We start from the raw sequence: 22,167 nt of genomic DNA, 5'->3' as shown, positions 1-22,167 counted from the left end.
AGCCGTGATACTGGTGGACGAAAGTACAGTCAAAGTCGGGGGCGTCGTCCTCCCCGGTCTCTTCAAGAGTATCGAGGTTAAGGCCGACGCACAGGTGGAAGAGCAACAAGTCGAAGGCAAAACCCAAAAGCCGAAGCAGGCCATCGGGTATGAGGATGCGAAGATCACGCTGGAGCTCGTGCTGGAGGACGGGCCGCAGCAGACCAAGCTGGAGAAGTTGGCCGTCATTCAGAACCTGTTCAAGAAGCCGGGTCAGCAAAAGCCGGTCGTGCACGACTTCGTTCATGCGCACACCGCCGTCCGAGGCATTTCGAAGGTGATCTTCAAGAACCTCACGACCAAGGAGCAGAACAAAAAAAGCGAGCTCGCTGTCACAATCGAATTCTGGGAGTACATCCCAATGAAGATTACGGCAACCAAGTCTGCCGCTGCCGGACGCAAAGCTTCCGGAAGCGACATCAAATTGAACGCAGATTATAAGCAGTATTTGACATCGCGCGGCGCGGCACCGAAGATGAGCGACAAAACAACGGCCACTCCGGCGAGAGACGACGCGAAGACGGCTTACTACAAAGCCAAAATGGCGCAACTGGAGGCGATGTAAGCATGGAGGTCGATCTATTCTACCCCGACATGCTGGCGCAGATTGGCCGCTACGCCTTCCAACAGGGCATCCAAATCGAAGTTTATTCCTCCGCCGATTCATATTTCGATTGGGCGAAGGTACGGTTCACTGAGAAGTTCAGGGACAAAATCGCGATCAATCGCCGGGACGAAGCAAGCATCCAGCTCGGCTATCACGAACAGTTCGTCACGGTGTTTGACGGGTATGTGGTCAGCCCGTTTAGCGGCGTCGAGCAAAACGAGATCGTACTGAAGGACGACATGATATTGCTGGAGGACACGATCATCACGAATACATTTCTGGATGCAACGCCGCAGGAGATATTGTCCTTCTGCCTCAACAAAGCCGGTATCCAGAACGTGCAGCTCACGACGAGGATTTTTCCGAAGAAGAGCGTTGTCCCAATCCGGCAAAAAAACGTCATCGCCGTGATCGAGGCAATCCATGCGATCTGGGGGATAAAGGAGCGGTTCTTCTTCGCTGACGGAATTTTCTATTGGGGGCAGGAGCCCAAACAATCCTACATCTACACGTTCGAGTACGCGGAGAACATCATTTCTTTGCGCCGCGCAGATGGTTTGTGGGAACTGGAAACGGTATCCGCTCCCTTCATCCGCCATTCCAACCTGATCCGGGTGAACCATCCGCAAGTCACGGGGGAATTCGCGGTCAAGAAAACCGTGTTCCGCACGAACGACAACGGGTTTATCCGAACGAACATTTACTTTTAAGGTGGTGATCCCATGCTGGAGCAATATGTGCATACAGTCGTCAATCGAAAAATTCGGCAGGAGTACCCGCACATCGAGTTGCCGGGCGCGGTCTTTGCGCAAATCACGAAGGCGCGAACCGACGGAAGCGGCTACGTGTACAACGTCAAAATTCTCGATGCAAACCGCAACGTGGACGAGCGCTTCCCGGAAATCCCGAATGTGAGATCGGAGCTCGCGCTCGATCCGGACGACATCGTGGCCGCGTTGCTCCTGTATGGGCAGCTTAACCTGTTCATCGTCGGGAAGGTGATCTGATATGGCGGGATTGATGGACACAGACATCCGGCTTGACGAAAGCTGGCAAGTCACAGCAGCGGCGAACGGCGACGCGCTGCTTATTTCCGGGCTGGATTGCTTCCTGCAAGACATACGGATCGAAGCGCTGACCCAAGAGGGCGAAGTCTTTTATGACGAAACGTGGGGCTGGTCGCTGCTCGACTTTATCCAGTCGCAAGACGACGAGTTGCTCCGTCTGGAAATTGCGCAGCGAGTCCGTTCGAAGCTGGCAAGGCGAACCGAGATCGACCCCGAAACAATTAAGACGACCGTTGATTTAAGGGAAGACGTTATCGCCATTCAGGTCTCTTTCGGATTCGCGGATAGCGATCAGACCGCCATTCTCGACATTGAACTGGACAGGGTTTCGGTGGAGGTGAGATTGGTTTGATCGAAGAGAAAATTTTGGATGAAATATTACCCGTCCCGGATCGCGACGAACTGGCCAGTTCCATTCAGGAAGAGCTGAAGAACGAAGGGTTTGCCATTACAAACTTTGCAGCAGGCGGAATCTTCTACACGCTCATGATGATCTTCATCCAAATCCGGATCGAGTTCGTTAGGCTCCTGCGAACGGTGCTCAACAACATGTTCGTGCAGCATGCGGAAGGCGACTGGCTGGAGCTTAAGGCAGCGGATTTCTCGAAGAAGCGAAAGCAGCCGCAGAAGACCAAAGGATACGTCACGCTTCAGCGCGATACGCCGGGAAATGCGGTCAAGATTTCGAAGGGCGATATCTTCAAGACCGAGCCGGATATTCTGGGCGAGGAGCTTCGGTTCATTGTCACGGAGAATGCCACGATGCCCGCGAATGCCACCAGCTTCAAGGTTCTGGTCGAGGCCGAAAAGCCGGGGTCAACATATAACGTTCCGCCGGGTCAAATCAAAAAGTCGCTGACGCATATCGAGGGCGTGGACAGGATCACCAACGAATCCGATTGGATCGTCCAAGAAGGCAGCGATCTCGAAGATATCGAGAGCCTGCGGGAACGAACGCTGAACGCATGGGCGGAGCTGGCCACCCTCCCCATCGCGGACAAATACAAGAACGTATGCGAGGCCGTGCCCGGCGTGCTGTTCGTCCGTGTGGACGACCTCCACCCCAGAGGGCAAGGCACCATCGACATCATCGTCACTGGCACGGCTGGAGAAGCGACGGAGGGGCTTTTGGCGGCCGTCAGCGCCGCCGCGAATCAGATCAAAGGGCCGTATGACGATGTGCTGGTGAAGTCCTCCGAAACGGTTCCGCAGGATGTGGCCGTGACGATCTGGATTCCGCCGGATGCGGATGCCACGGGGCTTGAGTCCCGCGTAAAAGCGATCCTGACGGACATGTTGCGACTCCAGAAAGGGCGCAATCTGAATGAACTCTACCATGCGGACATCATCTTCGGGATTCGAAAAGACATCCCTATCGTTCGAAATGTACGGGTAACAAGCCCGTCCGCCGACGTTGTGCTGGATACCGACAAGGTGATCGTTCTGGGCGAAGTGTCCGTCACGATTGAAAGGGGGTAACGGAGATGTTCGAGAAGTTTGGCGACTATATGTATCATCTCCTGTTCGGCCCCCTCAAGAAAGTAGCCAAGGCGAAGAACCAGCTTTACATCTTCCTGAAGGTGATCGGGAAGCTCGCGGATCAAACGAAGCAAGACATCCTGCGCGTCCGCGAGGAGTCCATGATCATAAGCGCCAGCGAGCTGATGCTGGAGCAACACGGCCAAGAACGCGGCATGCGGCGGCTCAAAGGCGAGAGCGTCGAAAACTACCGGATGCGGCTGATGATGAAGCACAAGATTGCCGAGCTGGCGGGAACAGAGCAAGGCATCCTGCTCTCGCTTCGGATGCTCGGATATGAGCAATCTTACATCGAGCCCTATCGCCTTTACGATCCGGAGCGCTGGGCGGAATTTATTATCTATTTGGCTGGCAAAAACCCGAGCGGCGTCAACGACATCGCTGTCATCGACAGCGAAGTCATGAAGGTCAAACCGGCCAGCGGCAAGCCGAGCTACGCCGTCGAAGAACAAAACCGTCTCATGATCCGCTCGGCCTTTCAATCCGGCTATTCCGGATATGCGCTCTGCAATACGTTCGCATGCGGCACTTGGCCGACACAGAGCAATTTTGGGAGCTTGGCGCAATCGGACGCCGCGATCAAGTCGCAGTTCGCATTTGGGCAAGTGCAGTATCCGCTGGCGGACACGATTCGTGCTTCGGAAAAACTTTATCAGCCAAGGGGTGGTTAAAACGTGAAAACAATGACGGAAATCGGCTTGCGCAAACAGGCGCAGCGGTTCGTCGATTCGCTCGCCCGCGCCGAATACGAGCTGAACGGCGCGACCCAAAGCATCGACCTGTTCAGGACGAGCGTCGAGGGCGACGTCGTGAAAGTGTTCGTGTTCTTCGATGACTCGGTCGCAGGCGAGATCGGCAACGTCCGGCTCGTTGATCAGGACGGCGATATCGTCGCAAACGCGGAACGAACATTCGTCAAGCCGCAGTCCAAAGGGTTGTATGTGGTATTCAAGTACAGGTATTCGGAAATGGAGGTCGAGGGAAATGCCTTATAACAAAACGGACTGGAAAGACCACATCGTCGATACGACGACAGGCGAAGTCATTCAGGAGGGGACGCCGGTCAGCGCGCGGAACCTCAACAACATGGAAACCGGCATTTACGAGGTCACGGAAGCGTCAGCCGCCAACGCGGCGGCCATTGCCACCCTTCAAAGCGAAGTGGAGGTACTGAAGAACGCCTCGCTGAACAACCTGACGAACAACGTTTTTCTGGAAAACTTCAGCACGCTCGATGCGATCAAGCTTTCCAATGGCATTTATGACCCGGCAGCCAGACGACTCTATGTATAAGGTGGCCTGCACGAAAAAGGAAATGAGCTGCCTGATTTCCAACTTGTTTCAGGAACTCATTCCCGCGTGCGAACCGTGCCGTTCCCAACGCTTCGATGACGACTTCGTTTTAACCGGCGTGCTGGCCGGGATGAATGAAATCGCCACGATCCGGGTGACGGACTACGGATTTGAATACTACGGCAACATCGACGTGCTGAATCAAATCAGAGGGAGAAAGTGCTTGTATGCAACCATTGCTCCTACAGAAGAAAGCGGAAGTATTCTTAAATAACCTCTATCCCCTGCTGAAGAACTTTCCGAAAGCGGAAAAATTTTGTCTTTGTCAGGAGATGAAGCAGGCATGTTACCGCGTGATCCGCAATGCCATGACGTACAACTCGCTCAAGATGAATGACAAAATTCATTATCTGCACCAAGTCGATGCCGATATCAAGCTGCTGCTCGTGCTCATTAGCGTGGCTCGCGGACAAAAGTACATCACGGAGCGAAAAGCATACGAGTTGCAGGAGAAGGTTTCGGAGTTGGGACGGATCACCGGCGGCCTGATCAAATCGCATCACACGAAACGATAGGATCATAGGGTTGGCTCTGTTTGGTCTCCTACCGTGCGATTCGCGGCTACAACTCGGCCCGCAACTGGAATTACAACACGTCGTCCAATCGCAACGACAACATCGGCTGGCGGCCCGCCTTGTTAGTCGTTCGTCCGGTGCGGCTACGGCTTCACCGGCGAGTCCTTGAAAACTTCAAGGGAGAGCCAATCCTTCACCGCAAGGTGTAAACACATGAACAAGTCATATTTGCCAAGCCCGAAGGTGGGATGCCAAAGTGACGAAAAAACATTACGATCTGTTCGCGAAGGTGGCGGACTACCAAAACATCAAAACGAGCTACAAGAACGTATTAAAGGGTTCCAGAAAATTCAAGAAAGAAGCTGTGCTTTTCGACATGTGCCGGGAGAAGCAATTGATTGGCATCTGGAAAGACTTGCGGAACAAAAGATACCGGGTAGGCGAATACATCCGCTTCAAGGTGTATGAGCCTAAAGAGAGGATGATCAGCGCGCCGCGAATCAGAGACAAGGTCGTTCAATTTGCCGTCCATAACGTGCTGTACGAGGTGTACAAACCTGTTTTTATCAAGACCTCATTTGCCTGCCAGAAGGGTAAAGGGACGCACGCGGCGGTCGATCAGGTTCAGCGCAATATGCGCCTGTGCAAATGGAAGCACGGAACCGGCTGGATTCTGAAAATGGACATCAAAAAGTTCTTTTATTCCATCGACCGCGACATTCTAAAGCGCATTTTGCGCAAGAAAATCGCCGACCCGGACATGCTCAAATTGCTTGACGACATCATTGATTCCAGTCCGGAAGGCGAAGTCGGCATTCCGCTCGGGAACGTAACCTCGCAGGATTTTGCGAACATCTACCTGAACGAACTGGATCAGTATTGCGTGCGGTATCTCGGCGTCAAGTGGTACGTGAGGTACATGGACGACATCATCATGATTCTCCCAACAAAAGAGCAAGCGCAAGAATGCTTGAAGAAAGCGACCCGATTCTTGAATGAACGCCTGAATCTGGAGACGAATTCGAAAACGAAGGTATTCCCCTTAGAGCAAGGCGTCAACGCATACGGCTTCAAAATATGGACGACGCATCGCCTTGTTCGGGATCATTCCAAGCGGGCGATGAAGCGCCGCATAAAAGCGATGGATCGAAAGTTGAAAGCCGGGATGATCGGGATGAAAGAAGTGCAACAGGCGGTCAACTCTTGGCTGGGCCACGCAAGGCACTCGAACAGCTACAACTTGGCCAAGAAGATATTTCGTAAGTACCCATATATCAAAGTGGAAGGAGAGATGAGGTTTGGCGGCAGAATACTTGGGAATCGTTGAATTGGGCGGTCTGTACAAGAATGGGGTCGTCCAGAACAGGCCGACAAAACCGTGGAGGATTGATTCGGAGCCGGTTTCCGGAGTCGGGGTTGGGGACATTCCTGATTTTACCACCTTGGCCGATATGACGAAGTGGACAATCGGCAACACTCCGGGAAATGCCGCGCAAAGATTGAAGTGGCACAAAATCAAAGACGGGTCGAAAACGCTACTCATAAGCGACCGCGTCATCTTGGCAAGGGTGAGCTGGGACGACCTGAACGGTCAGAGTCTCGTCACCGGTAAAACGATCACCATCGATGGCCAGCAGTATCTATGTAGGCTTTTGACGGGTGGTAGCGATAGAAGAAACGGCGATTACTATGCTGGCGGCTCGCCTTCTGCCAACGAATGGGATCGGTTTATCACTCGCGAAGAAGCGATCTCCGGGCTCCCGGTTCCTACTTCTACGGACTTGGATACTACTCTGAATACGACAGATCAGTCCAGCACGCACAACCAAACATGGAACTGGTTCGGCATGTATTCGTGGGTGCAGGAGACGTATACAGGGAATTCCTCCTCCCGTGCGATTCGCGGCTACTACTCGGCCCGCTACTGGGATTACAACACGTCGTCCGGTCGCCTCGACTACCTCGGCTGGCGGCCCGTCCTTGAAGTTCTGAATACTGCCCCCCTGATCTCTGACTCGGATCGAAACTTGGGGAACAAGAACGCGAACTTCAGCGTGACGTATCAAGTCAACGACACAGACGCGGGCGATGTGCTGACGGTGACGGAGAAACTCGACGGTAACGTGATCCGGACGATCAGCCCTGCGCAGCGCCAATATGACTATACGATCAACATTAACATCAACTCCGTGTCACTCGGGTCGCACACGATAACCATCGAAGTGAATGACGGAAAAGGCGCATCGGCGACAAGGACGTTCACATTCACCCGCGTCAATGCGGCCCCGACCATAACCGGGACAGATCAGAATCTCGGTGACAAAAATCGGGGATTCCAGATCACATATCGAGTAAACGATGCTGATGGCGATTCGCTCACGGTGACCGAAAAGCTCAACGGAAATATACTTCGGACGCTGAACAACCCGCCGAAGAATCAGGACATCACCCTCGAAATCACGGATCAACAACTTTTTGCTCTGCTGCTCAATTCGACCAATACGATTGTGATCGAGGCGAAAGACCCTGCTGGCGCGACGGCTTATCGAACGTACACTTTCAGGCGCACAAATACAGCGCCGCTCATTAGCGGAGCAGATGAAAACCTTGGACTTGTCACCGGCCCGTTCTCACGTGATTATTCGGTGACTGACGCCGAGGGCGATACTGTCGTCATCCAAGAAAAGATCGACGGAAACTTGATTCGTTCCATCGTCGCGACGCTGGGAGACACATACACGGTGGATCTCCCGCAGGATGTTTGGTTTACGCTTGCGAACGGCCACCATGCCCTGACGGTGGAAGCGACCGACGCAAATGCAGCGACATCGGTCAGAACTTTCGGTTTCGAAAAAAACGAAACGACGATCAGGTTCGAGCTCCAGCATCCATTCGAAACCGACGCTCGCGCGACCAAAATTCTGGTAACGCCCATTTGGGAAGTTGAGGGTGCCGAAGTCGCTGTCTACGCCTGCAACAACGCATTTGATGAGAACCCGACTTGGGAAGATATCACGGCGCAAGTATTCATCAATCGCGTATTCAACTTCATCAACACCACCAAGACGGCGGATAAGTGGGGCGTGAACATCCGGTTCGAGATTTCGAAGTATCCGGAATACACCGGAACGGTTTCGATTCGTGGGTTCGGGGGTGCATACGAATGATCCTGTTCAACGGGAAGTCCTTACAGCAGATCAGGGCGGAGAAGGAACAAGCCCAGATCGAACCGCTGCTGGATGTGTACGAAGTGATTGCCGCTATCGGCGAAGAGTTGGAAGCCTTGAGGGCTGATAACGAAGCGTTGCGGGCCGAAATCGAGGCCCTGAAAGGGGGTGCTGGGGAATGATCAAGGAGTATATGGTCAAGGCGTATGCCATACTGGTGAAAGGCGGCAGGCGCGACATCGAGTCGCTGCCGGAAGCGTATCGGATACCCGTCGCGGAGTACCTTGCAGAGCAAGAGGAAGCGAACGTATAATGGTGGCCATGAGGGAGTGATCGGTGTTGGTCGCTCCCTCCTCTTTACCTCGGGAATCCCCTCTGATTTTTGCCAAAAATCTTGAGAACTTTTGCCAAAAATTTTGAGCGGCTACACCAGGAACATCATCAGCCGGAAATTGTGGGCGTTGCCTTCAAAATGCTCATATTTCTGACGGAATGCTGCCCTCGTTTGCTGCTCTTCCTCCGGAGTGGGCTGTTTGCCTTTAAGGGCAGTCCGTACCTTCTCCTCAATGAGCTTCTCCAATATTTGATCCAGCACCTCTTCGCCCTTGTGGCCAAACGGCGGATGGCCAAAATCATGGCAAATAGCGGCGCATTCCACCACCTCCGGATCGATGACCAAGCCTGGATGCTCGGCGCGGTCGGCCGCCAGCTCCGGATACGTGCGCAGAAGGCTGCGCGCCGCTTCCCGGGCGATCTGGGCGACCTCGAGCGAATGCGTCAGCCGGGTTCGATAATAATCGCCTGTGCCGGCCCCAAATACTTGCGATTTCCCCTGCAGCCGGCGGAAGGTCGGGGAATGGATCAACCGCGAATAGTCGCGTTCAAAGGTGGCACGGTTATTTTCGTGTCCGATATTGTCCGGGTATTGGCGGTGCTCCCTGAGTTCGTGGATATTCATGGCTCTTGCACTCCTTGTCGCGTTCTCTCTTTTCTGTTATTGTAGCCGTCCGCAGCCGGAACATAAAGCGCCGCCCCCCAAATTTGTTACCCTACAAAAAAATCACCCCGCAAACGCGGGGCTTTGCTCTAGCCGCTTTATTGTTCTTACGATACGCCAAGCCTCCAGGGTTCACCGCCTCCGGTCCGATTGATGTCGGCGCCAGGTTCCTCGCTCTCCCGATGACAGCACCCGCATTCCCAGGCCTCCTGCAACAACCACACATAATCCAGTGATTCCTGCAGGTCCAGCGATTCTCCTGGAATCACCTGCCTCCTTCCCTCCATTAACGCATAGACTTCGATATCGCCGGGCGGACGGCCAAATGCGCTGTGCCAAAACACGTTGACCAGATGGACAAAAGCTTGCGTGATGCTCTCATTCTCCTCCACGAGGAACTTCTGCACGGTCACCCGATCCGGGTTCCCCCGCTCTTGCCATACCGCTTGAAAGATAATAGACAAATGCAGATCCAGCCCCGCGACGTGCGTTCCCCAATTCTCATATAAAGCTAAGGGATACTCGTATATCCTCGTCCCCGTAATGAAAGTTAATTCCGACACCATCCGGTGGTACACCTGCCAGTAGAACAAGGGATCCGGAAAATCACGCTGATTCCGCGGCCAACGCCGGTTCAGCAGCACCTGGATCGGCGTATGCAAACGGACCGCCGGGAGAAGCGTGAAATAATCGTTGATGGCGTGACCCACTGCGTATTGCACGCGTTGCTGCCAGGAGATGCAAGAACCGCCGCCTGTTGGGCCGTACGATTGGCTGTACGTTTGGCCGCACGCCCCTGCCGGACCGCTCGAGTCCAACTTCAGCGAACGCAGCCATTTTTCGAGCTCATAATCCGCAAGCTGCTTGGTCATGGCTGATTCAGCGCTCCTATGCGTTGTGCGAAATTGGCCCCGAACTCCCGGCACAATACCTTCTCCTCCGGACTTGGGCCGTATTCCACCTTGAGCGGCGGTTGGACGATGACCGCCCCGTTTTCCCGAAGCCGCTGCTCTAATTCATCTACGGCGGCGCAATACAGACGGTAGGAAGTATCTCCGCTGCCAAATACGGCAGCCCGGAATCCCGCCAAATTCAGCTCCTTCATTTCATCCACGAAATCGGCAAATTCGTCGGGAAGCTCCCCGTCTCCCCATGTATAAGCACCCAACAGGCAGGCATCATATTCCAACAAGCGTATGGCGTTGCAATCCTCCACCATCTTCAGATCCACAGCCGCTCCGGTTCCGCGAATCCCTTCAGCGATTAGTTCAGCCATTTCCTCCGTATTCCCGGTCAAGCTGGCATAGACGATGATGATATTGCTCATTCCCTCCCCAACTCCTTCCAAGTACATGACTTGATAACCGAAGTATAATTGATAATGATTATCATTGTCAATAATAGGGCGGCTAGTATCTTCTTCACACCTCTTTGCACGATTATCCCTTTCGTTCAGAACTGGGGATTGAGTGGAAGTATCGAGTGGAAGTGGAAGTTCACTGGGGGAGCCTTGCAGTGGAAAGGGACCTGGTGGGGATCGTCGGTTTTGGATTACACTACCTATCTGATGCAACGGGATAATCCTCAAAAAGAAGGGAGCGGATAGACACCATCAATAATAGCCGGAACCCCTTAAATGGAGTATCCGGCTTCTTCTTTTACTATACGAGCGATCAGCTCATTCCTACCCACGCATCGTTGGAGTAGCCGCGCTGCTCCCAATATCCGACATGCTCGCCTTCGATGAGCTCGATGCGGTTCAGCCACTTCACCGACTTGTAGGCGTACATTTTCGGCACGATCAGTCTTACCGGACCACCCAAGTCGCTCGGTATCGGCTTGCCGTCGTGCATCACCGCGACCATACAATCGTCCATATTCGCCTGATCCAAGGTGAGGGTATCGGTGTAGACGCCGTCCCCCGAATAGAACTTCACCGTTTTGGCGTTTGGCTTTACGCCGGCTTTTTGGAGCAGCTCCCGCAGCGGGATGCCTTCCCAAGTATTATTGTACACCGACCAGCCCGTCACACAGTGAAAATCACTCACCTGCACCTTCCGCTTCAGCTTGAGGAAGTCCTCCCAGCTCCATTTGAACTTGTTGTTCACCAGACCGTCGATCGTAAACGACCAATTCTCGTTGGAGAAAGACGTAATGTCCGTGACCGTATATACCCGAAAATGTCCCTGCGCCCCGCCGCCAACTGGGCGAGCCTCGGGTTTAATCGACCGTCGGGCCGGTTCCTTCAACCATTTGGTCCGGGTTAAGGAGTGGTAAATGATGTACGGCAAACCGATCCAGGTTAATAAATCGTGCACGGTCAGTGCCGTATTGGACACTCTCGGACCCACCGCCTTGAACTGCCACAGCAGCACGCCCGAGCCAAACCAACCCAGCAGTAAAGTTTCTTGCCATACCCTTTGCGCAGGCGCTCCAGCATTCCCTTCATACCTCCCCTCCTCCTTATTTTTGTTGTATATTCTCAGAACGCCTGCCATCATTCGCCTCAAGCACCGTGAACCAAAACGTACTGCCCATCGTCTCCGATTCAACAACGCCGAAAGATCGAGCACCAGTAAATCGGGATGACCATCATTTCGTTGTCCTTCATCTCATTGCCCATCATGTCCTGACCCATTTCGCCGTCTTTCATCTCTTCGCCCATCATCTCTTGCCCCATTTCGTTACTGCCGGAAGAATTGTTCATCTCGGTGGAGGCGTTGGCCCCGTCATTCATCATGTTCCCTTTGTTCATGTCATTGTTTTTGGCACCGCAAGCGGCTAACGTCAGCATGGCCCCCCAGCATAAGAATCAATCCGATTTTTTCATAATATTTCTTCCTTTCGTTATTTTTAGCTTTGTTCGTCCATCATCTTAGCGAAAAATGCTAACCATCTAAGAACAAACCGCTTGCGAATGTGTTAGAAAAGTCTTACGAAAGTCCTACAAAACCGCCACAAAATCAGAAAACCCGTCCCAGGTTAAGCCTGAAACGGGTTCAATTCGATTTAACGGGGACGACCCGCAATCCCATACATCAACAGGTCCACCGTGTGTTCAATTTCTTCGTCTTCATCGATCGGAAAATCCGGCACGAGGAGTACATGAACCAGAATCATCCCAATCATGACGCTGGCACCGGTTCTGACGATCCGCCATGGCGGCGCTTCAACAAGCTGCCCCTTTTCCTGAAAATGCAGAACAACTCGCTTGATCCGCTGAAAGACGATCTCGGAGGCCAAACTCTTCACCTGCTCCAGCAGCTCCGGCTGAAACGGGACCTCCTGGATCAGTATTTTGATAATCCGCATATTCTCCCGAACAAACTTGAAACGATCCTTCGCCAGCGCGCGAAAAAAGTCCTCCGCCCGCTCATAGGGCATCTCGATCATTTTGGCAAAATCCCGCAGCAGAAACGGCGCAACCAGCTTGATCACAATTGGTCCGGCGATAGACAGCAGCAGATCTTTCTTCGTCTTATAGTGGCGGAAAATCGTTCCCTCAGCTACCCCGGCCTTTTGCGCGATTTCACTGGTGGATGTGGCGGCATACCCTTTCTCGGCAAAAATCTCCGTCGCCGCCTCCAAAATTTTGATCTGCTTCTCCGTCTTCTTCTCCGTATCTTCTTCCGTCAACCGGATCAAGTCCTCCAGCCACTGCTCTTTCTTCTCCGACATAGAGGCCTCTCTCCTTTCCCTTCGTATCGTAGGCTTCTTTGTTCAGCGTACTATATTTTGCGGTGCTTGCGCAACGCGAGGACATTAGCGAGCATAAAGACGAAGGACAAGCCAGCCAGCACATACACATCCAGCGCGATTCCGCTCCAGCCTTCGCCGCGGATCATGATGCCGTGCAGCGCATCCGCCCCGTATTTCAGCGGTGTAATATGAGTAATCCAGCGCAGCCAAGGCGAAATGCTCTCCAGGTCAAACAATCCGGAGAAAAACACCTGCGGCACGATGACGATCGGAATGAACTGAATCATCTGGAACTCTGTGTTAGCGAACGCCGACAGCAAGGTGCCGAAGCTCAGAGCCGTGAGAGACAGCAGCAGCATGATGAGCAGCACGTATCCAAAGGAGCCCACCATCAAGCTGCCAAGCGCATACACCGTAAACCCGGCGATCAACACCGCCTGCAGACTGGTGAAGATCCCGAACCCGGCCATATAACCGACGACGATTTCCCATCGGCGCAGCGGCGTGGCGAGCAACCGTTCCAGCGTGCCGCTTGTTCGTTCGCGCAGGAAAGACACGCCCGCGATCAGGAATACGAAGAAGAAAGCAAACAATCCGATTAACACTGGACTAAAGCTGTCGAAGCTCGACATGTCTGCAGATCCGTGCAAATATTCGAACTCCGGCGCAGCGGCGTTCCCATTCGGATTTTGCGTTATTCCGGCTGGAGTTGCTTGCCCCTGAAGCGTTTTTTGCATGAGCAGCATGACGGCCCGGTTTTTGGATGGATCGCTGCCTTCCAGCTTCACCTGCGCCGCCCCCTGATCTAAGCGAATAAACGCATCGATCTCTTGATCAGCCAAGGCCGCCTCGGCCGCTTCAACGGTATCGTAGGTGGTGACTTCCGCATCAGCAGCGGTTAATTTCTCCGTAATCGCAGCAGGCAGCTGCACGGTACCAATCTTCGGTTGGTAGGTGTCTCCATTAAACACAAGATACATTAAGGATAAGACCAGAAGCGGAGCGACGACCAGCAACGCCAGCGTTCTTTTGTCATGGATAAACTGACGGACGATACGGACAATCACAGCCCGGATTCTCATGCACGAACACCTCCGTAATGCAAAAAGGCTTCCTCAATCGTCGCGCTGCCAGTCTCCTGTTTCAGCGCCTCCGGCGTACCTACGGCGATCAAATTACCGTCCCTTACCATCCCTAGCCGATGACATTTGTCGGCTTCGTCCATGACGTGGGTGGTGACGAGAATCGTCGTGCCTTTTTGGCTCAGGTGTTCGAATTCGTCCCAAATGGACTTGCGCAGCACCGGGTCGATCCCGACGGTAGGCTCGTCGAGAATGAGCACCTCAGGCTCATGCATAAGCGCGATCGCCAGCGACAATCGGCGTTTCATCCCGCCGGAGTAAGCGCTGACCGGACGTTTCAAATGATCCGTCAAATTGACAAGCGCCATAACTTCTTCGATTCGCCGCTTCATTTTCACACCTTTTAACCCAAATAACGCCCCAAAAAACTCTAGGTTCTCCTTTGCCGTAAGCTCGTTGTACATCGCGTCAGATTGAGCCATATAGCCGATGCGGTTCATCATGCTGAGCTTTGGCATTCGGATGCCCAGCACCTCAACCTCGCCGCTGGTCGCTTCGTCGATGCCGGCGATCATTTTCACGAACGTTGTCTTGCCAGAGCCCGACGGCCCCAGCAGTCCAAAAATCTCATTGCGCCGCACCTCCAGGCTGATCCCGTGCAGCACCTCTTTATCGTTGAACTTGCGGGTCACTCCTTGAGTTCGAATACAAACTTCTTGATTAGACATCTGCACCACTCCTCTATGGGACAGGTTGTTGACGTGAGTACTTACTCACATTTTCTTGATGGTTCAAATATACTCCTCGCCGAGTAAATAGTCAAGTGAGTAATCACTCACTTTTGTTGGATTCCTGTCATGGATTGTCGGCGATTTAGCGCTGGATGATATGGAAGTACTCCCCTTTTCTTGATAAACTGTTGTTACAAAACACGGTGAAAATTAGGAGGCAGTATGAAAAAGAAATTTCTAATTTCAGCGATTCTCACAACGGTTCTTATGCTTGTGTCTATTCCTGCATATGCTTCTGCACCCGCCGCTACACTGATTATTAACGGCAATGTAATCCATGCAGATCTTAAAGTGATCAATGGAACAACATACGTTCCGCTTAGGGTGATATCGGAACACCTTGAGGACGTCGATCTGTACTATAACTCTGCGACCAACACAATTACCATGAATCAACGAAAGACGAATGATCCCTCACAGACCCCAATGAACCCCCCATCAACGACAGCTTTAACTGGCAAAGAATTAGAGGAATATTTATCAAATCATTTCTCAAAATTGACGACTTCTCTGGGTGAAACTATCCTTTATTTTTCAATTGAGGAGAACAACTCCGATCTGCACCCTTACGATTATTGTATCAAAGTTAAATATGATCCGAAATTCTACGGAAATTTAAAAGACGTAGCCGATAACCCATCTGCACAGCGAGAAAAGATAATTCTAGATGTTAGATCTGAACTCCGTGCTCATATGGAATCTATAGCAAAATCCGCAATTGCTGTCATGCCCGGGAAAAAGTTATGTGGATATTACTATTACGAGAACGCCAATGAGCCAGCTAAACAAGCTGAACTTGCCAAATTCAAGACCAATGCCTGGCAAAATTACGATGGTTCTTCTTCAACCAAATATACGGATTCCAAAATCACTCAATTTCAGTGGACCACATCCGAAGTGAACGGAGTGAAATAAAAGGCAGTCTCCGGTTCCGAGCGTGACGTCTCTCCATAACAAAAGAACGCCCCTCTATCGCAGCTTGTACGAGATTAGGGCGTTCTTTGTTTTATTTTAGTGAGCGATCACCATTCTACCGTCAACGACACTGGGCAATGATCACTGCCCAAGATGTGGCAGTCGATGCCTGCATCCTGCAACTTCGGCGCAAGCCGGGAGGAAGCGAGGAAGTAGTCGATCCGCCAGCCGATGTTCCGCTCGCGAATTTTCGGCATATATGACCACCAGCTGTACACGCCTTCGCGGTCCGGGTAGAAATGCCGGAACGTATCGATAAACCCGGAGGCCAGCAGCTCGGTCATTTTGCCGCGCTCTTCCAGCGTATAACCGGAGTTGCCTTCATTGGACTTGGCGTTCTTGATATCTATGGGATTGTGGGCGACGTTCAGGTCGCCGCAAACGATGACCGGTTTGACCGCATCCAGGCCCGTAAGGTAAGTGCGGAACCGGTCCTCCCACTCCATCCGGTAATCCAAACGGGAGAGGTCGCGTTTCGCATTCGGCGTATACACGGTAACAAGATAAAATTGCTCGAATTCCAGCGTGATAATCCGCCCCTCCGGCTCATAATCCTCCTCCATGCCATAACGCACGGACAAAGGTTTGATGCGCGTGAAGACAGCGGTGCCGGAGTAGCCTTTTTTCTCCGCATAGTTCCAATACTGCTCGTATTCGCTGCCAAGGTCCAGCTCGATCTGCCCTTCCTGCAGCTTCGTCTCTTGAAGGCAGAAGATGTCCGCATCCGCCTCTTTGAAATAGTCCAAAAATCCCTTGCCCACGCAGGCGCGCAGTCCGTTGACGTTCCATGAAACCAGCTTCATGATAATCTCCTTGCCTTGATGTAATCGAGAATTGCGAAAAACCCAATCTAGCAATCTCGTCTATGAATCATGGTTCCAGTTTAACACGTCATACGCCGTTCAAAAAGGCTTTGCCCTTCTTCACGACCTGGGCATCGTACAGGTTCACCGTCGTGCTGAGGATGTAAGAAGGCGGCTGCTTTCCGCGGTTATTTTTATGGCCTTGGATGTGTGCGTCGCTTTTTTCCCAGTTCTTCCATGCTTCCTGCGACTCCCATCGGATCACGACCACCACTTCCTCCTGCTCTTGGCTCTTTCGATTCACCATCACGCTGATGTCCACCAAGCCCTCCATCTGGTCGATGGCGCCCTCTTGGCTAAATCTAGCAATCACCTTGTCGCTGTTGCCCTTCTCAATGACCATGGTCCTTGTCATAACAAACATTCCGGTTCCTCCCTATGGAAAAAAATATCACTTCTCTTCTCGCTTACGCTTCCGCAAGCACAGGTACCTCATAGGTTCCTGGCAACCAGCGGCGCTTCCGGCTCACCGCTTCAGGCGGCATAACCTGCGGCGCCTGCGGATGCAGCAGCCACGACTTCACCGCATGGGTATCGGATACCCGATACAGCGGCGGCTCCTGCTCGAAGTCGATCTTCATCGCGTACGAGCTCCGCAGTGCAAACGCGTCCCCTTGCGGTGGACGGATCAAGTCCGGCGGCGTGCCGGGGATCGCCGCCAGCTTCCCGCCGCCATGTCCATCGAGACTTGGCATCGAGGCCAGCAGTCCCCACGTATACGGATGGCGCGGGTCATAGAAAATTTCCTCCGCCGTCCCCGTCTCCACGATCTGCCCGGCGTACATCACCGCGACGCGGTCGGCCATTTTAGCTACGACGCCAAGGTCGTGTGTAATAAAAATAATGGCCGTGCCGATCTTCCGCTGCAGCTCTTTCATGAGCTCCAGAATCTGCGCCTGAATCGTAACGTCCAGCGCCGTGGTTGGCTCATCGGCGATCAGCAGCTTCGGGTTGGCCGCCAGCGCGATAGCGATCATGACCCGCTGCCGCATCCCGCCGCTGAACTCGTGCGGGTATTGGTGAAAGCGCCGCTCGGGCGACTTGATCCCAACCAGACCCAGCAGCTCCACGGCCCGCTGGTACGCGGCTTCTTTGGACATATGCTCATGGGTATGAAGCACCTCGGTGATCTGCTTCCCTACCTTCATGGTTGGGTTGAGCGAGGTCATCGGATCCTGAAAGATCATCCCGATCTCCTTGCCGCGAATCCGTTGCATCTGTTTCTCCGTTTTGCTGGTCAGCTCTTGCCCGTCAAACCAAATCTCCCCGCGTTTATATACGCCCTGCGGCCGGGGAATCAGTTGCATGATGGCCTGAGACGTGACGCTTTTGCCCGAGCCCGATTCGCCTACGATGGCCAGCGTTTCCCCTTTGTCGACGTAGAAGTTCACGCCGCGAATGGCCTGCACTTCCCCCTCCCGGGTATGAAACGAGATGGCCAAATCCTTCACTTCCAATAAGTGTTCCATGTTATCCCGATTCCTCACTCTCCACTCCCCTAATCGGAGTCTCTCTATAGTAAGATGACGGAGGGCAGAACCTAATGAAACGGATGAACTAGATTAACTAAGATAACTAGGTTTAACCCGTTGAAGTTCTCCTCGCCATTTAATGATAATGATTATCATTATTAAGTATAGCATATTTGTCTGTCAAAGCTCAAATGGAAAAACCCAGTCCCTGTGCCCTCCTATCCCCCTGAGCTCTCGCGAAATTTTCAATTTTAAGTCAGACTATTTCTCTATACACTCTGCCGAGGCTATGATAAGATATCAAATATGCAAAGATTCAGAGATATGAAATTTATGATTTTAAGGAGTTTAATCGATGGACGCGAACTTGCAACAATTTAAAGCGGAATTCTTCAAAGCTCTCGCCCATCCGATGCGAATTCGTATTCTGGAGGTGCTGAGCGAAGGCGAACGGAATGTCAACGAGCTGCAATCGATCCTTGGATCGGAAGGGTCAGCCGTATCTCAACAATTAGCCGTTCTTCGGGCCAAAAATCTGGTCAATACCGTCAAGGAAGGCACGACGGTTGTTTACTCGCTTCGAGATCCACTGCTGAAAGATTTGCTCGCGGTAGCCCGGCAAATTTTCGACAATCACTTGGTCGAATCCATTTCCTTACTGCGCGGGATCCGAAAACAAAAATAAGGATCCTCAAGTTTCCCCGTCGGGCTGCGGGGGTCTTTTTTGTTTGTGGGAAAGTACTTGCTCTATGAAATGCAGATTTTTAAGAAAAGAAGGGTTTAACGGATGAAGTGGAGTGGAAGGTTCACCAATGTTAATGCGACAACGCTGCGCAAAGATTTGATATCGGGGTGTATTGTTGGCATCGTGGCCCTCCCGCTTGGGATGGCTTTTGCAATCGCGTCCGGCGTCGAGCCGGAGTATGGGCTGTATACAACGATCGTCGCCGGGATCTTGATTTCGCTGTTAGGCGGATCCCGATTCCAAATCGGCGGCCCTACCGGGGCGTTTATTCCGATTCTGCTCGCAATTGTGCTGCAATACGGCTATGAGAATCTCCTGATCGCCGGCTTTCTGGCCGGGATCATGCTGGTGTTGATGGGCCTGCTGCGGCTCGGAACGCTGATCAAATTCATCCCGAGGCCGGTCACGATTGGGTTTACCGCCGGCATTGCGGTGACGATCTTCAGTGGGCAAATCGGGAATTTCCTTGGTTTGACCGGGATGAAGCGGCATGAATATTTTCATGAAAATATTAAGGAAATCTTCCTGCAGCTTCATACGTTTAACTTCTACAGCTTCCTGACTGCAGGTATCTGCCTGGCAGCCCTGCTGCTGACGCCCAAGTTTCTCCCGAAAATCCCCGGATCGCTGGTTGGCATCCTCGTGTCTACGTTAGCTGCGACGTGGCTGTTCCCCGACCGGGTGACGACCATCGGCTCCGCTTACGGGGCGATTCCCCGCGGCTTGCCGGATTTCCACCCGCTGGCCTTGTCCTGGGACAACATCGTACCGATGCTCCAGCCAGCGCTGATTATCGCCTTGCTTGGCGGCATCGAATCGCTGCTCTCTGCCGTTGTAGCGGACAGCATGACCGGCACCCGTCACGACAGCAACCGCGAGCTGATCGGGCAAGGTCTCGCCAACATGGCCGCTCCGCTGTTCGGCGGCATTCCAGCGACCGGGGCGATCGCCCGCACGGCGACGAATATCAAGAACGGAGCAGTGTCTCCTTTTTCCGGCATCATTCATGGCGTCGTTGTGCTGCTGATCGTCGCGTTGTTTGCGCCATATGCATCCAACATCCCGCTGGCCAGCATGGCCCCGATCCTGATGGTCGTCGCCTGGAACATGAGCGAGCGCAAAGCGTTTGTCCACATGCTGAAGACACGGACCAGCGATACGCTCGTACTGATCGTTACGTTCCTGCTGACCGTATTTACGACGTTGACCATAGCTGTCGAGGTGGGATTGGTGCTGGCTGTTCTGCTGTTCGTCAAACGGATGAGTGACCTGCTCACCGTTGACAAGGTGCTGCCCGATTGGGCCTCCGGCAAGGAGAAGGTACGGGCGCATATCGTGTCCAAGGATCATGATTGCCCGCAAGTTTCCATTTTCACCATCGACGGACCGTTGTTCTTTGGCGCTTCGCAAGCGTTTGATCGGTTTGTCTCGCAAATTGAAGGCGGACTGCTGCGAGTGGTGTTGATCCGAATGGGCAAGGTACCGTTTATGGATACGACCGGCGAAGCGAATTTTGCCGCCCTGATCAAGCGGCTGCAACAAGCCGGCATCACCGTCCTCGTATCCGGCCTTCGTGCGCAGCCGCGCAAGCTGATGGACAAAGCCGGTTGCTATGCCATGATTGGCGAAGAGCATTTTTTTGAAAGCACCGGGGAAGCCCTCACCTACGCCTTAAGCCAAATCAACAACGACAAGTGCCGCGGCTGCAAGCATTTCGCTTTCCGCGAATGCGCCGCCCTGTGCGGGGCGGCGGAGCCCGAGCGGCACAAGCGTACCGAACTCGCCGGGTCGCTGGCTCGGGAAAGCAAGGTTACGGTGTAGCTCTGCTGGGGCTGTAAATCCGGCTAAAACCTCCCAAATAGGATGTAGTACATTCTATTTGGGAGGTTTTTTATGCTGTTTTGAAGGGATCCTCCATAACTATTTCCCCTATGACATTCGGTTTAATTACTATTCTATATCTAGTTCTCAAAATCAATATTATTGCCCAATGAAATAGTCCAATCATTTCTTTCACAGTTTCATAATTTAAGAGATGTGAGGGATATTTTTAAGAAGCTATGAAAGTCCCTTATAGTTGAGAAGCAATAGGTACCTAGCTCTCGACAAATCAGAAGAGGAGATGTTTAGTCTATGGCATTTACAAAGGAGTATGCAGCTAAAGTTATTTTAAGTTTGGACGGTGTAAGAAAAACTGAAAGAGCGCAAAGGGAAATTTATGACAAGGGTATTGTTAGTCCTACCGATTCTAGCACTTTAGCAGATGCGTTGAGTGCATCAGCTACTATCTTAGGACTTGTATTTCTTAAAAGTACAGCAGTAGGCTTAGCAACTGCCGTTCTCGGCATTGTAACCGATCTTATTCCAAATGAAAAAGAGATTCTTAAAGAGATGGTATACGATGGATATTGGCATTTAGGATACCTCGAAGACTTTTTGGTTGATAATCCAAACTTTGATTTACTGGAAGTTAACTTTCCTTTTATTGAGTACGAAACGGCTGGCGTTCGTTTCATCACAGGTAACGGCGTAGTAACTCGAGTTCATTCAAAAAGTGGGGGATGGCAAATTCTGTAATATTTATCAAAAAAAGCAACCTTTTTTTAGTAGAAGGGTTGCTTTTTTTATACTCCGGAAAACTTACTTTTTAAATAATTCCTGAATAACGACCGGTGGATCAACCTTGCTTGTTATTTTGTAATATGAAGATCTGCCCCTGTTATACTCAAAAATATTGATGTAATGGTTATCATAAAGGATTAAACCAAACGCTAGCTCCCTGTTGACTTTTATAGTTATCCAGTAGGACTCTGTGTAACTAATATTTGATAAATTCGTTCTCTTTAGCTCAAGCTGTGAAAAATAATCTACAATTTTATTGATTTCATTTTTGTCAGTTATAGATCGTTCATCTTCATCTGCAGAGTTATATAATCGACTAATGACTTGTAATGAGCTTATTTCATCAGTATTTATATCTTTCATCACAATCTCGTTAAATGTAGTATTTTTTGAATGGTTTAAAAAAATCAATGTACCGGCAACTAATAAAATTAAAATTATTCCAATTGCAATGTATTTATAACGTTTCATAGAACATCACCTCATCTTCTCCATATAAACTTTTCATTTTAGTACATTAAAACTCCAATCATTCTTCAAACTTTAAGATACTCTATGAACTGGCTCCTTCTGTTTTACAGCAGGAGCCAGTTTCAGATTTTTTACTACTACTTTGAAAATTAAAATTTATCCT

The 22,167-nt window shown here is 51.8% G+C and carries 29 protein-coding genes and 1 pseudogene; 18 read left to right on the top strand and 12 right to left on the bottom strand.

Annotation, left to right across the window (positions count from 1 at the left end; translation table 11 throughout):
* Positions 1-4 precede the first annotated feature (4 nt).
* From POTG_RS08725 to POTG_RS25140, 14 genes are all read left to right on the top strand, one after another.
* Positions 5-604, top strand: a complete 600-nt coding sequence (locus tag POTG_RS08725; protein ID WP_009224457.1) for a hypothetical protein — start codon at positions 5-7, stop codon at positions 602-604.
* 2 nt (positions 605-606) lie between these two features.
* Positions 607-1,356: a hypothetical protein gene (locus POTG_RS08720; RefSeq protein WP_009224456.1), complete on the top strand. Its 750-nt coding sequence runs from the start codon at positions 607-609 to the stop codon at positions 1,354-1,356.
* A 12-nt stretch (positions 1,357-1,368) separates the two neighbouring features.
* Positions 1,369-1,653: a hypothetical protein gene (locus POTG_RS08715; RefSeq protein WP_009224455.1), complete on the top strand. Its 285-nt coding sequence runs from the start codon at positions 1,369-1,371 to the stop codon at positions 1,651-1,653.
* A gap of 13 nt (positions 1,654-1,666) precedes the next feature.
* On the top strand, positions 1,667-2,065 hold the full coding sequence (locus tag POTG_RS08710; protein WP_232282261.1) for a DUF2634 domain-containing protein: 399 nt from the start codon (positions 1,667-1,669) through the stop codon (positions 2,063-2,065).
* Positions 2,062-3,192 carry a baseplate J/gp47 family protein gene (locus POTG_RS08705; protein ID WP_009224453.1) on the top strand — a complete coding sequence of 377 codons (1,131 nt, stop codon included), beginning with the start codon at positions 2,062-2,064 and terminating at the stop codon, positions 3,190-3,192. The genes POTG_RS08710 and POTG_RS08705 overlap by 4 nt, the downstream gene beginning before the upstream one ends.
* 5 nt (positions 3,193-3,197) lie before the next feature.
* Positions 3,198-3,923, top strand: a complete 726-nt coding sequence (locus POTG_RS08700) for a hypothetical protein (RefSeq protein ID WP_009224452.1) — start codon at positions 3,198-3,200, stop codon at positions 3,921-3,923.
* Between the two features lie 12 nt (positions 3,924-3,935).
* A complete protein-coding gene (locus tag POTG_RS08695) occupies positions 3,936-4,247 on the top strand; it encodes a hypothetical protein (RefSeq protein ID WP_232282269.1) in 312 nt (103 codons plus the stop codon).
* Positions 4,237-4,545, top strand: a complete 309-nt coding sequence (locus tag POTG_RS08690) for a hypothetical protein (RefSeq protein WP_036644854.1) — start codon at positions 4,237-4,239, stop codon at positions 4,543-4,545. Before POTG_RS08695 ends, POTG_RS08690 begins: the two co-directional genes overlap by 11 nt.
* On the top strand, positions 4,538-4,819 hold the full coding sequence (locus tag POTG_RS08685) for a hypothetical protein (RefSeq protein WP_009224450.1): 282 nt from the start codon (positions 4,538-4,540) through the stop codon (positions 4,817-4,819). Before POTG_RS08690 ends, POTG_RS08685 begins: the two co-directional genes overlap by 8 nt.
* The gene (gene avd, locus POTG_RS08680) at positions 4,773-5,120 is read left to right on the top strand and encodes a diversity-generating retroelement protein Avd (protein WP_009224449.1); all 348 of its coding nucleotides are present in this window, start codon (positions 4,773-4,775) and stop codon (positions 5,118-5,120) included. The genes POTG_RS08685 and avd overlap by 47 nt, the downstream gene beginning before the upstream one ends.
* Before the next feature lie 256 nt (positions 5,121-5,376).
* Positions 5,377-6,447 carry a reverse transcriptase/maturase family protein gene (locus POTG_RS08675; RefSeq protein WP_009224447.1) on the top strand — a complete coding sequence of 357 codons (1,071 nt, stop codon included), beginning with the start codon at positions 5,377-5,379 and terminating at the stop codon, positions 6,445-6,447.
* Positions 6,419-8,287, top strand: a complete 1,869-nt coding sequence (locus POTG_RS08670; protein ID WP_009224446.1) for an Ig-like domain-containing protein — start codon at positions 6,419-6,421, stop codon at positions 8,285-8,287. The genes POTG_RS08675 and POTG_RS08670 overlap by 29 nt, the downstream gene beginning before the upstream one ends.
* The gene (locus POTG_RS08665) at positions 8,284-8,469 is read left to right on the top strand and encodes a hypothetical protein (RefSeq protein ID WP_036644851.1); all 186 of its coding nucleotides are present in this window, start codon (positions 8,284-8,286) and stop codon (positions 8,467-8,469) included. Before POTG_RS08670 ends, POTG_RS08665 begins: the two co-directional genes overlap by 4 nt.
* Positions 8,466-8,600, top strand: a complete 135-nt coding sequence (locus POTG_RS25140) for a CD1375 family protein (RefSeq protein ID WP_269724331.1) — start codon at positions 8,466-8,468, stop codon at positions 8,598-8,600. Before POTG_RS08665 ends, POTG_RS25140 begins: the two co-directional genes overlap by 4 nt.
* 117 nt (positions 8,601-8,717) lie before the next feature.
* Here POTG_RS25140 and dgt read toward each other — a convergent pair.
* The 8 genes and pseudogenes from dgt to POTG_RS08620 all read right to left on the bottom strand — a co-directional run.
* Positions 8,718-9,245, bottom strand: a pseudogene (gene dgt / locus POTG_RS08660) (dGTP triphosphohydrolase); the annotation flags it as partial.
* Between the two features lie 146 nt (positions 9,246-9,391).
* A complete protein-coding gene (locus POTG_RS08655; protein ID WP_009224444.1) occupies positions 9,392-10,156 on the bottom strand; it encodes a hypothetical protein in 765 nt (254 codons plus the stop codon).
* Positions 10,153-10,611 (bottom strand): flavodoxin, encoded by a 459-nt coding sequence (locus POTG_RS08650; RefSeq protein ID WP_009224443.1) that lies wholly within the window; start codon positions 10,609-10,611, stop codon positions 10,153-10,155. Before POTG_RS08650 ends, POTG_RS08655 begins: the two co-directional genes overlap by 4 nt.
* A gap of 346 nt (positions 10,612-10,957) precedes the next feature.
* Positions 10,958-11,785, bottom strand: coding sequence for a molybdopterin-dependent oxidoreductase (locus POTG_RS08640; RefSeq protein ID WP_083791445.1), 828 nt, complete (start codon positions 11,783-11,785; stop codon positions 10,958-10,960).
* 47 nt (positions 11,786-11,832) lie between these two features.
* Positions 11,833-12,078 carry a hypothetical protein gene (locus POTG_RS08635; RefSeq protein WP_009224441.1) on the bottom strand — a complete coding sequence of 82 codons (246 nt, stop codon included), beginning with the start codon at positions 12,076-12,078 and terminating at the stop codon, positions 11,833-11,835.
* 215 nt (positions 12,079-12,293) lie between these two features.
* Positions 12,294-12,962, bottom strand: a complete 669-nt coding sequence (locus POTG_RS08630) for a TetR/AcrR family transcriptional regulator (RefSeq protein WP_009224440.1) — start codon at positions 12,960-12,962, stop codon at positions 12,294-12,296.
* A 50-nt stretch (positions 12,963-13,012) separates the two neighbouring features.
* A complete protein-coding gene (locus POTG_RS08625; RefSeq protein WP_009224439.1) occupies positions 13,013-14,065 on the bottom strand; it encodes an ABC transporter permease in 1,053 nt (350 codons plus the stop codon).
* Complete coding sequence (locus tag POTG_RS08620; RefSeq protein WP_009224438.1) at positions 14,062-14,793, bottom strand: ABC transporter ATP-binding protein; 732 nt, start codon at positions 14,791-14,793, stop codon at positions 14,062-14,064. Before POTG_RS08620 ends, POTG_RS08625 begins: the two co-directional genes overlap by 4 nt.
* A gap of 225 nt (positions 14,794-15,018) precedes the next feature.
* Here POTG_RS08620 and POTG_RS08615 point away from each other — a divergent pair, with 225 nt between their 5' ends.
* Entirely contained in the window at positions 15,019-15,771 is a 753-nt protein-coding gene (locus POTG_RS08615; RefSeq protein WP_009224437.1) for a stalk domain-containing protein, read from the top strand.
* A 107-nt stretch (positions 15,772-15,878) separates the two neighbouring features.
* Here the strand turns inward: POTG_RS08615 and POTG_RS08610 are convergent, their stop codons facing one another.
* The 3 genes from POTG_RS08610 to POTG_RS08600 form a co-directional block, all read right to left on the bottom strand.
* Positions 15,879-16,634: an exodeoxyribonuclease III gene (locus tag POTG_RS08610; protein WP_009224436.1), complete on the bottom strand. Its 756-nt coding sequence runs from the start codon at positions 16,632-16,634 to the stop codon at positions 15,879-15,881.
* Positions 16,635-16,722: 88 nt separating this feature from the next.
* Entirely contained in the window at positions 16,723-17,058 is a 336-nt protein-coding gene (locus POTG_RS08605; protein WP_009224435.1) for an antibiotic biosynthesis monooxygenase, read from the bottom strand.
* A gap of 43 nt (positions 17,059-17,101) precedes the next feature.
* Positions 17,102-18,163 carry an ABC transporter ATP-binding protein gene (locus POTG_RS08600; protein WP_028539953.1) on the bottom strand — a complete coding sequence of 354 codons (1,062 nt, stop codon included), beginning with the start codon at positions 18,161-18,163 and terminating at the stop codon, positions 17,102-17,104.
* A gap of 358 nt (positions 18,164-18,521) precedes the next feature.
* Here POTG_RS08600 and POTG_RS08595 point away from each other — a divergent pair, with 358 nt between their 5' ends.
* The 3 genes from POTG_RS08595 to POTG_RS08585 all read left to right on the top strand — a co-directional run bounded on the left by POTG_RS08595 (position 18,522) and on the right by POTG_RS08585 (position 21,488).
* Positions 18,522-18,851 carry an ArsR/SmtB family transcription factor gene (locus POTG_RS08595; protein WP_009224433.1) on the top strand — a complete coding sequence of 110 codons (330 nt, stop codon included), beginning with the start codon at positions 18,522-18,524 and terminating at the stop codon, positions 18,849-18,851.
* A 102-nt stretch (positions 18,852-18,953) separates the two neighbouring features.
* The gene (locus POTG_RS08590; protein WP_009224432.1) at positions 18,954-20,732 is read left to right on the top strand and encodes a SulP family inorganic anion transporter; all 1,779 of its coding nucleotides are present in this window, start codon (positions 18,954-18,956) and stop codon (positions 20,730-20,732) included.
* Between the two features lie 312 nt (positions 20,733-21,044).
* Positions 21,045-21,488 carry a hypothetical protein gene (locus POTG_RS08585; RefSeq protein ID WP_009224431.1) on the top strand — a complete coding sequence of 148 codons (444 nt, stop codon included), beginning with the start codon at positions 21,045-21,047 and terminating at the stop codon, positions 21,486-21,488.
* Positions 21,489-21,551: 63 nt separating this feature from the next.
* Here POTG_RS08585 and POTG_RS08580 read toward each other — a convergent pair whose 3' ends face one another.
* Positions 21,552-22,004 (bottom strand): hypothetical protein, encoded by a 453-nt coding sequence (locus POTG_RS08580; RefSeq protein ID WP_009224430.1) that lies wholly within the window; start codon positions 22,002-22,004, stop codon positions 21,552-21,554.
* Positions 22,005-22,167 lie beyond the last annotated feature (163 nt).

Origin of the sequence: Paenibacillus sp. oral taxon 786 str. D14 (assembly GCF_000159955.1) — a bacterium.
In the GTDB taxonomy this organism is placed as follows: domain Bacteria; phylum Bacillota; class Bacilli; order Paenibacillales; family Paenibacillaceae; genus Fontibacillus; species Fontibacillus phoenicis.
Note: the sequence above shows the minus strand (reverse complement) of the source record. Positions and strands in the feature narration are given on the sequence as shown.

Bases quoted from the DNA above. Each gene is read 5' to 3' on its own strand.
- POTG_RS08720 (WP_009224456.1), top strand. From the start codon at position 607: ATGGAGGTCGATCTATTCTACCCCGACATGCTGGCGCAGATTGGCCGC.
- POTG_RS08715 (WP_009224455.1), top strand. From the start codon at position 1,369: ATGCTGGAGCAATATGTGCATACAGTCGTCAATCGAAAAATTCGGCAG.
- POTG_RS08710 (WP_232282261.1), top strand. From the start codon at position 1,667: ATGGACACAGACATCCGGCTTGACGAAAGCTGGCAAGTCACAGCAGCG.
- POTG_RS08700 (WP_009224452.1), top strand. From the start codon at position 3,198: ATGTTCGAGAAGTTTGGCGACTATATGTATCATCTCCTGTTCGGCCCC.
- POTG_RS08695 (WP_232282269.1), top strand. From the start codon at position 3,936: ATGACGGAAATCGGCTTGCGCAAACAGGCGCAGCGGTTCGTCGATTCG.
- POTG_RS08690 (WP_036644854.1), top strand. From the start codon at position 4,237: ATGCCTTATAACAAAACGGACTGGAAAGACCACATCGTCGATACGACG.
- POTG_RS08685 (WP_009224450.1), top strand. From the start codon at position 4,538: ATGTATAAGGTGGCCTGCACGAAAAAGGAAATGAGCTGCCTGATTTCC.
- avd (WP_009224449.1), top strand. From the start codon at position 4,773: ATGCAACCATTGCTCCTACAGAAGAAAGCGGAAGTATTCTTAAATAAC.
- POTG_RS08665 (WP_036644851.1), top strand. From the start codon at position 8,284: ATGATCCTGTTCAACGGGAAGTCCTTACAGCAGATCAGGGCGGAGAAG.
- POTG_RS25140 (WP_269724331.1), top strand. From the start codon at position 8,466: ATGATCAAGGAGTATATGGTCAAGGCGTATGCCATACTGGTGAAAGGC.
- POTG_RS08655 (WP_009224444.1), bottom strand. From the start codon at position 10,156: ATGACCAAGCAGCTTGCGGATTATGAGCTCGAAAAATGGCTGCGTTCG.
- POTG_RS08650 (WP_009224443.1), bottom strand. From the start codon at position 10,611: ATGAGCAATATCATCATCGTCTATGCCAGCTTGACCGGGAATACGGAG.
- POTG_RS08640 (WP_083791445.1), bottom strand. From the start codon at position 11,785: ATGATGGCAGGCGTTCTGAGAATATACAACAAAAATAAGGAGGAGGGG.
- POTG_RS08635 (WP_009224441.1), bottom strand. From the start codon at position 12,078: ATGCTGACGTTAGCCGCTTGCGGTGCCAAAAACAATGACATGAACAAA.
- POTG_RS08630 (WP_009224440.1), bottom strand. From the start codon at position 12,962: ATGTCGGAGAAGAAAGAGCAGTGGCTGGAGGACTTGATCCGGTTGACG.
- POTG_RS08625 (WP_009224439.1), bottom strand. From the start codon at position 14,065: ATGAGAATCCGGGCTGTGATTGTCCGTATCGTCCGTCAGTTTATCCAT.
- POTG_RS08620 (WP_009224438.1), bottom strand. From the start codon at position 14,793: ATGTCTAATCAAGAAGTTTGTATTCGAACTCAAGGAGTGACCCGCAAG.
- POTG_RS08615 (WP_009224437.1), top strand. From the start codon at position 15,019: ATGAAAAAGAAATTTCTAATTTCAGCGATTCTCACAACGGTTCTTATG.
- POTG_RS08610 (WP_009224436.1), bottom strand. From the start codon at position 16,634: ATGAAGCTGGTTTCATGGAACGTCAACGGACTGCGCGCCTGCGTGGGC.
- POTG_RS08605 (WP_009224435.1), bottom strand. From the start codon at position 17,058: ATGTTTGTTATGACAAGGACCATGGTCATTGAGAAGGGCAACAGCGAC.
- POTG_RS08600 (WP_028539953.1), bottom strand. From the start codon at position 18,163: ATGGAACACTTATTGGAAGTGAAGGATTTGGCCATCTCGTTTCATACC.
- POTG_RS08595 (WP_009224433.1), top strand. From the start codon at position 18,522: ATGGACGCGAACTTGCAACAATTTAAAGCGGAATTCTTCAAAGCTCTC.
- POTG_RS08590 (WP_009224432.1), top strand. From the start codon at position 18,954: ATGAAGTGGAGTGGAAGGTTCACCAATGTTAATGCGACAACGCTGCGC.
- POTG_RS08585 (WP_009224431.1), top strand. From the start codon at position 21,045: ATGGCATTTACAAAGGAGTATGCAGCTAAAGTTATTTTAAGTTTGGAC.
- POTG_RS08580 (WP_009224430.1), bottom strand. From the start codon at position 22,004: ATGAAACGTTATAAATACATTGCAATTGGAATAATTTTAATTTTATTA.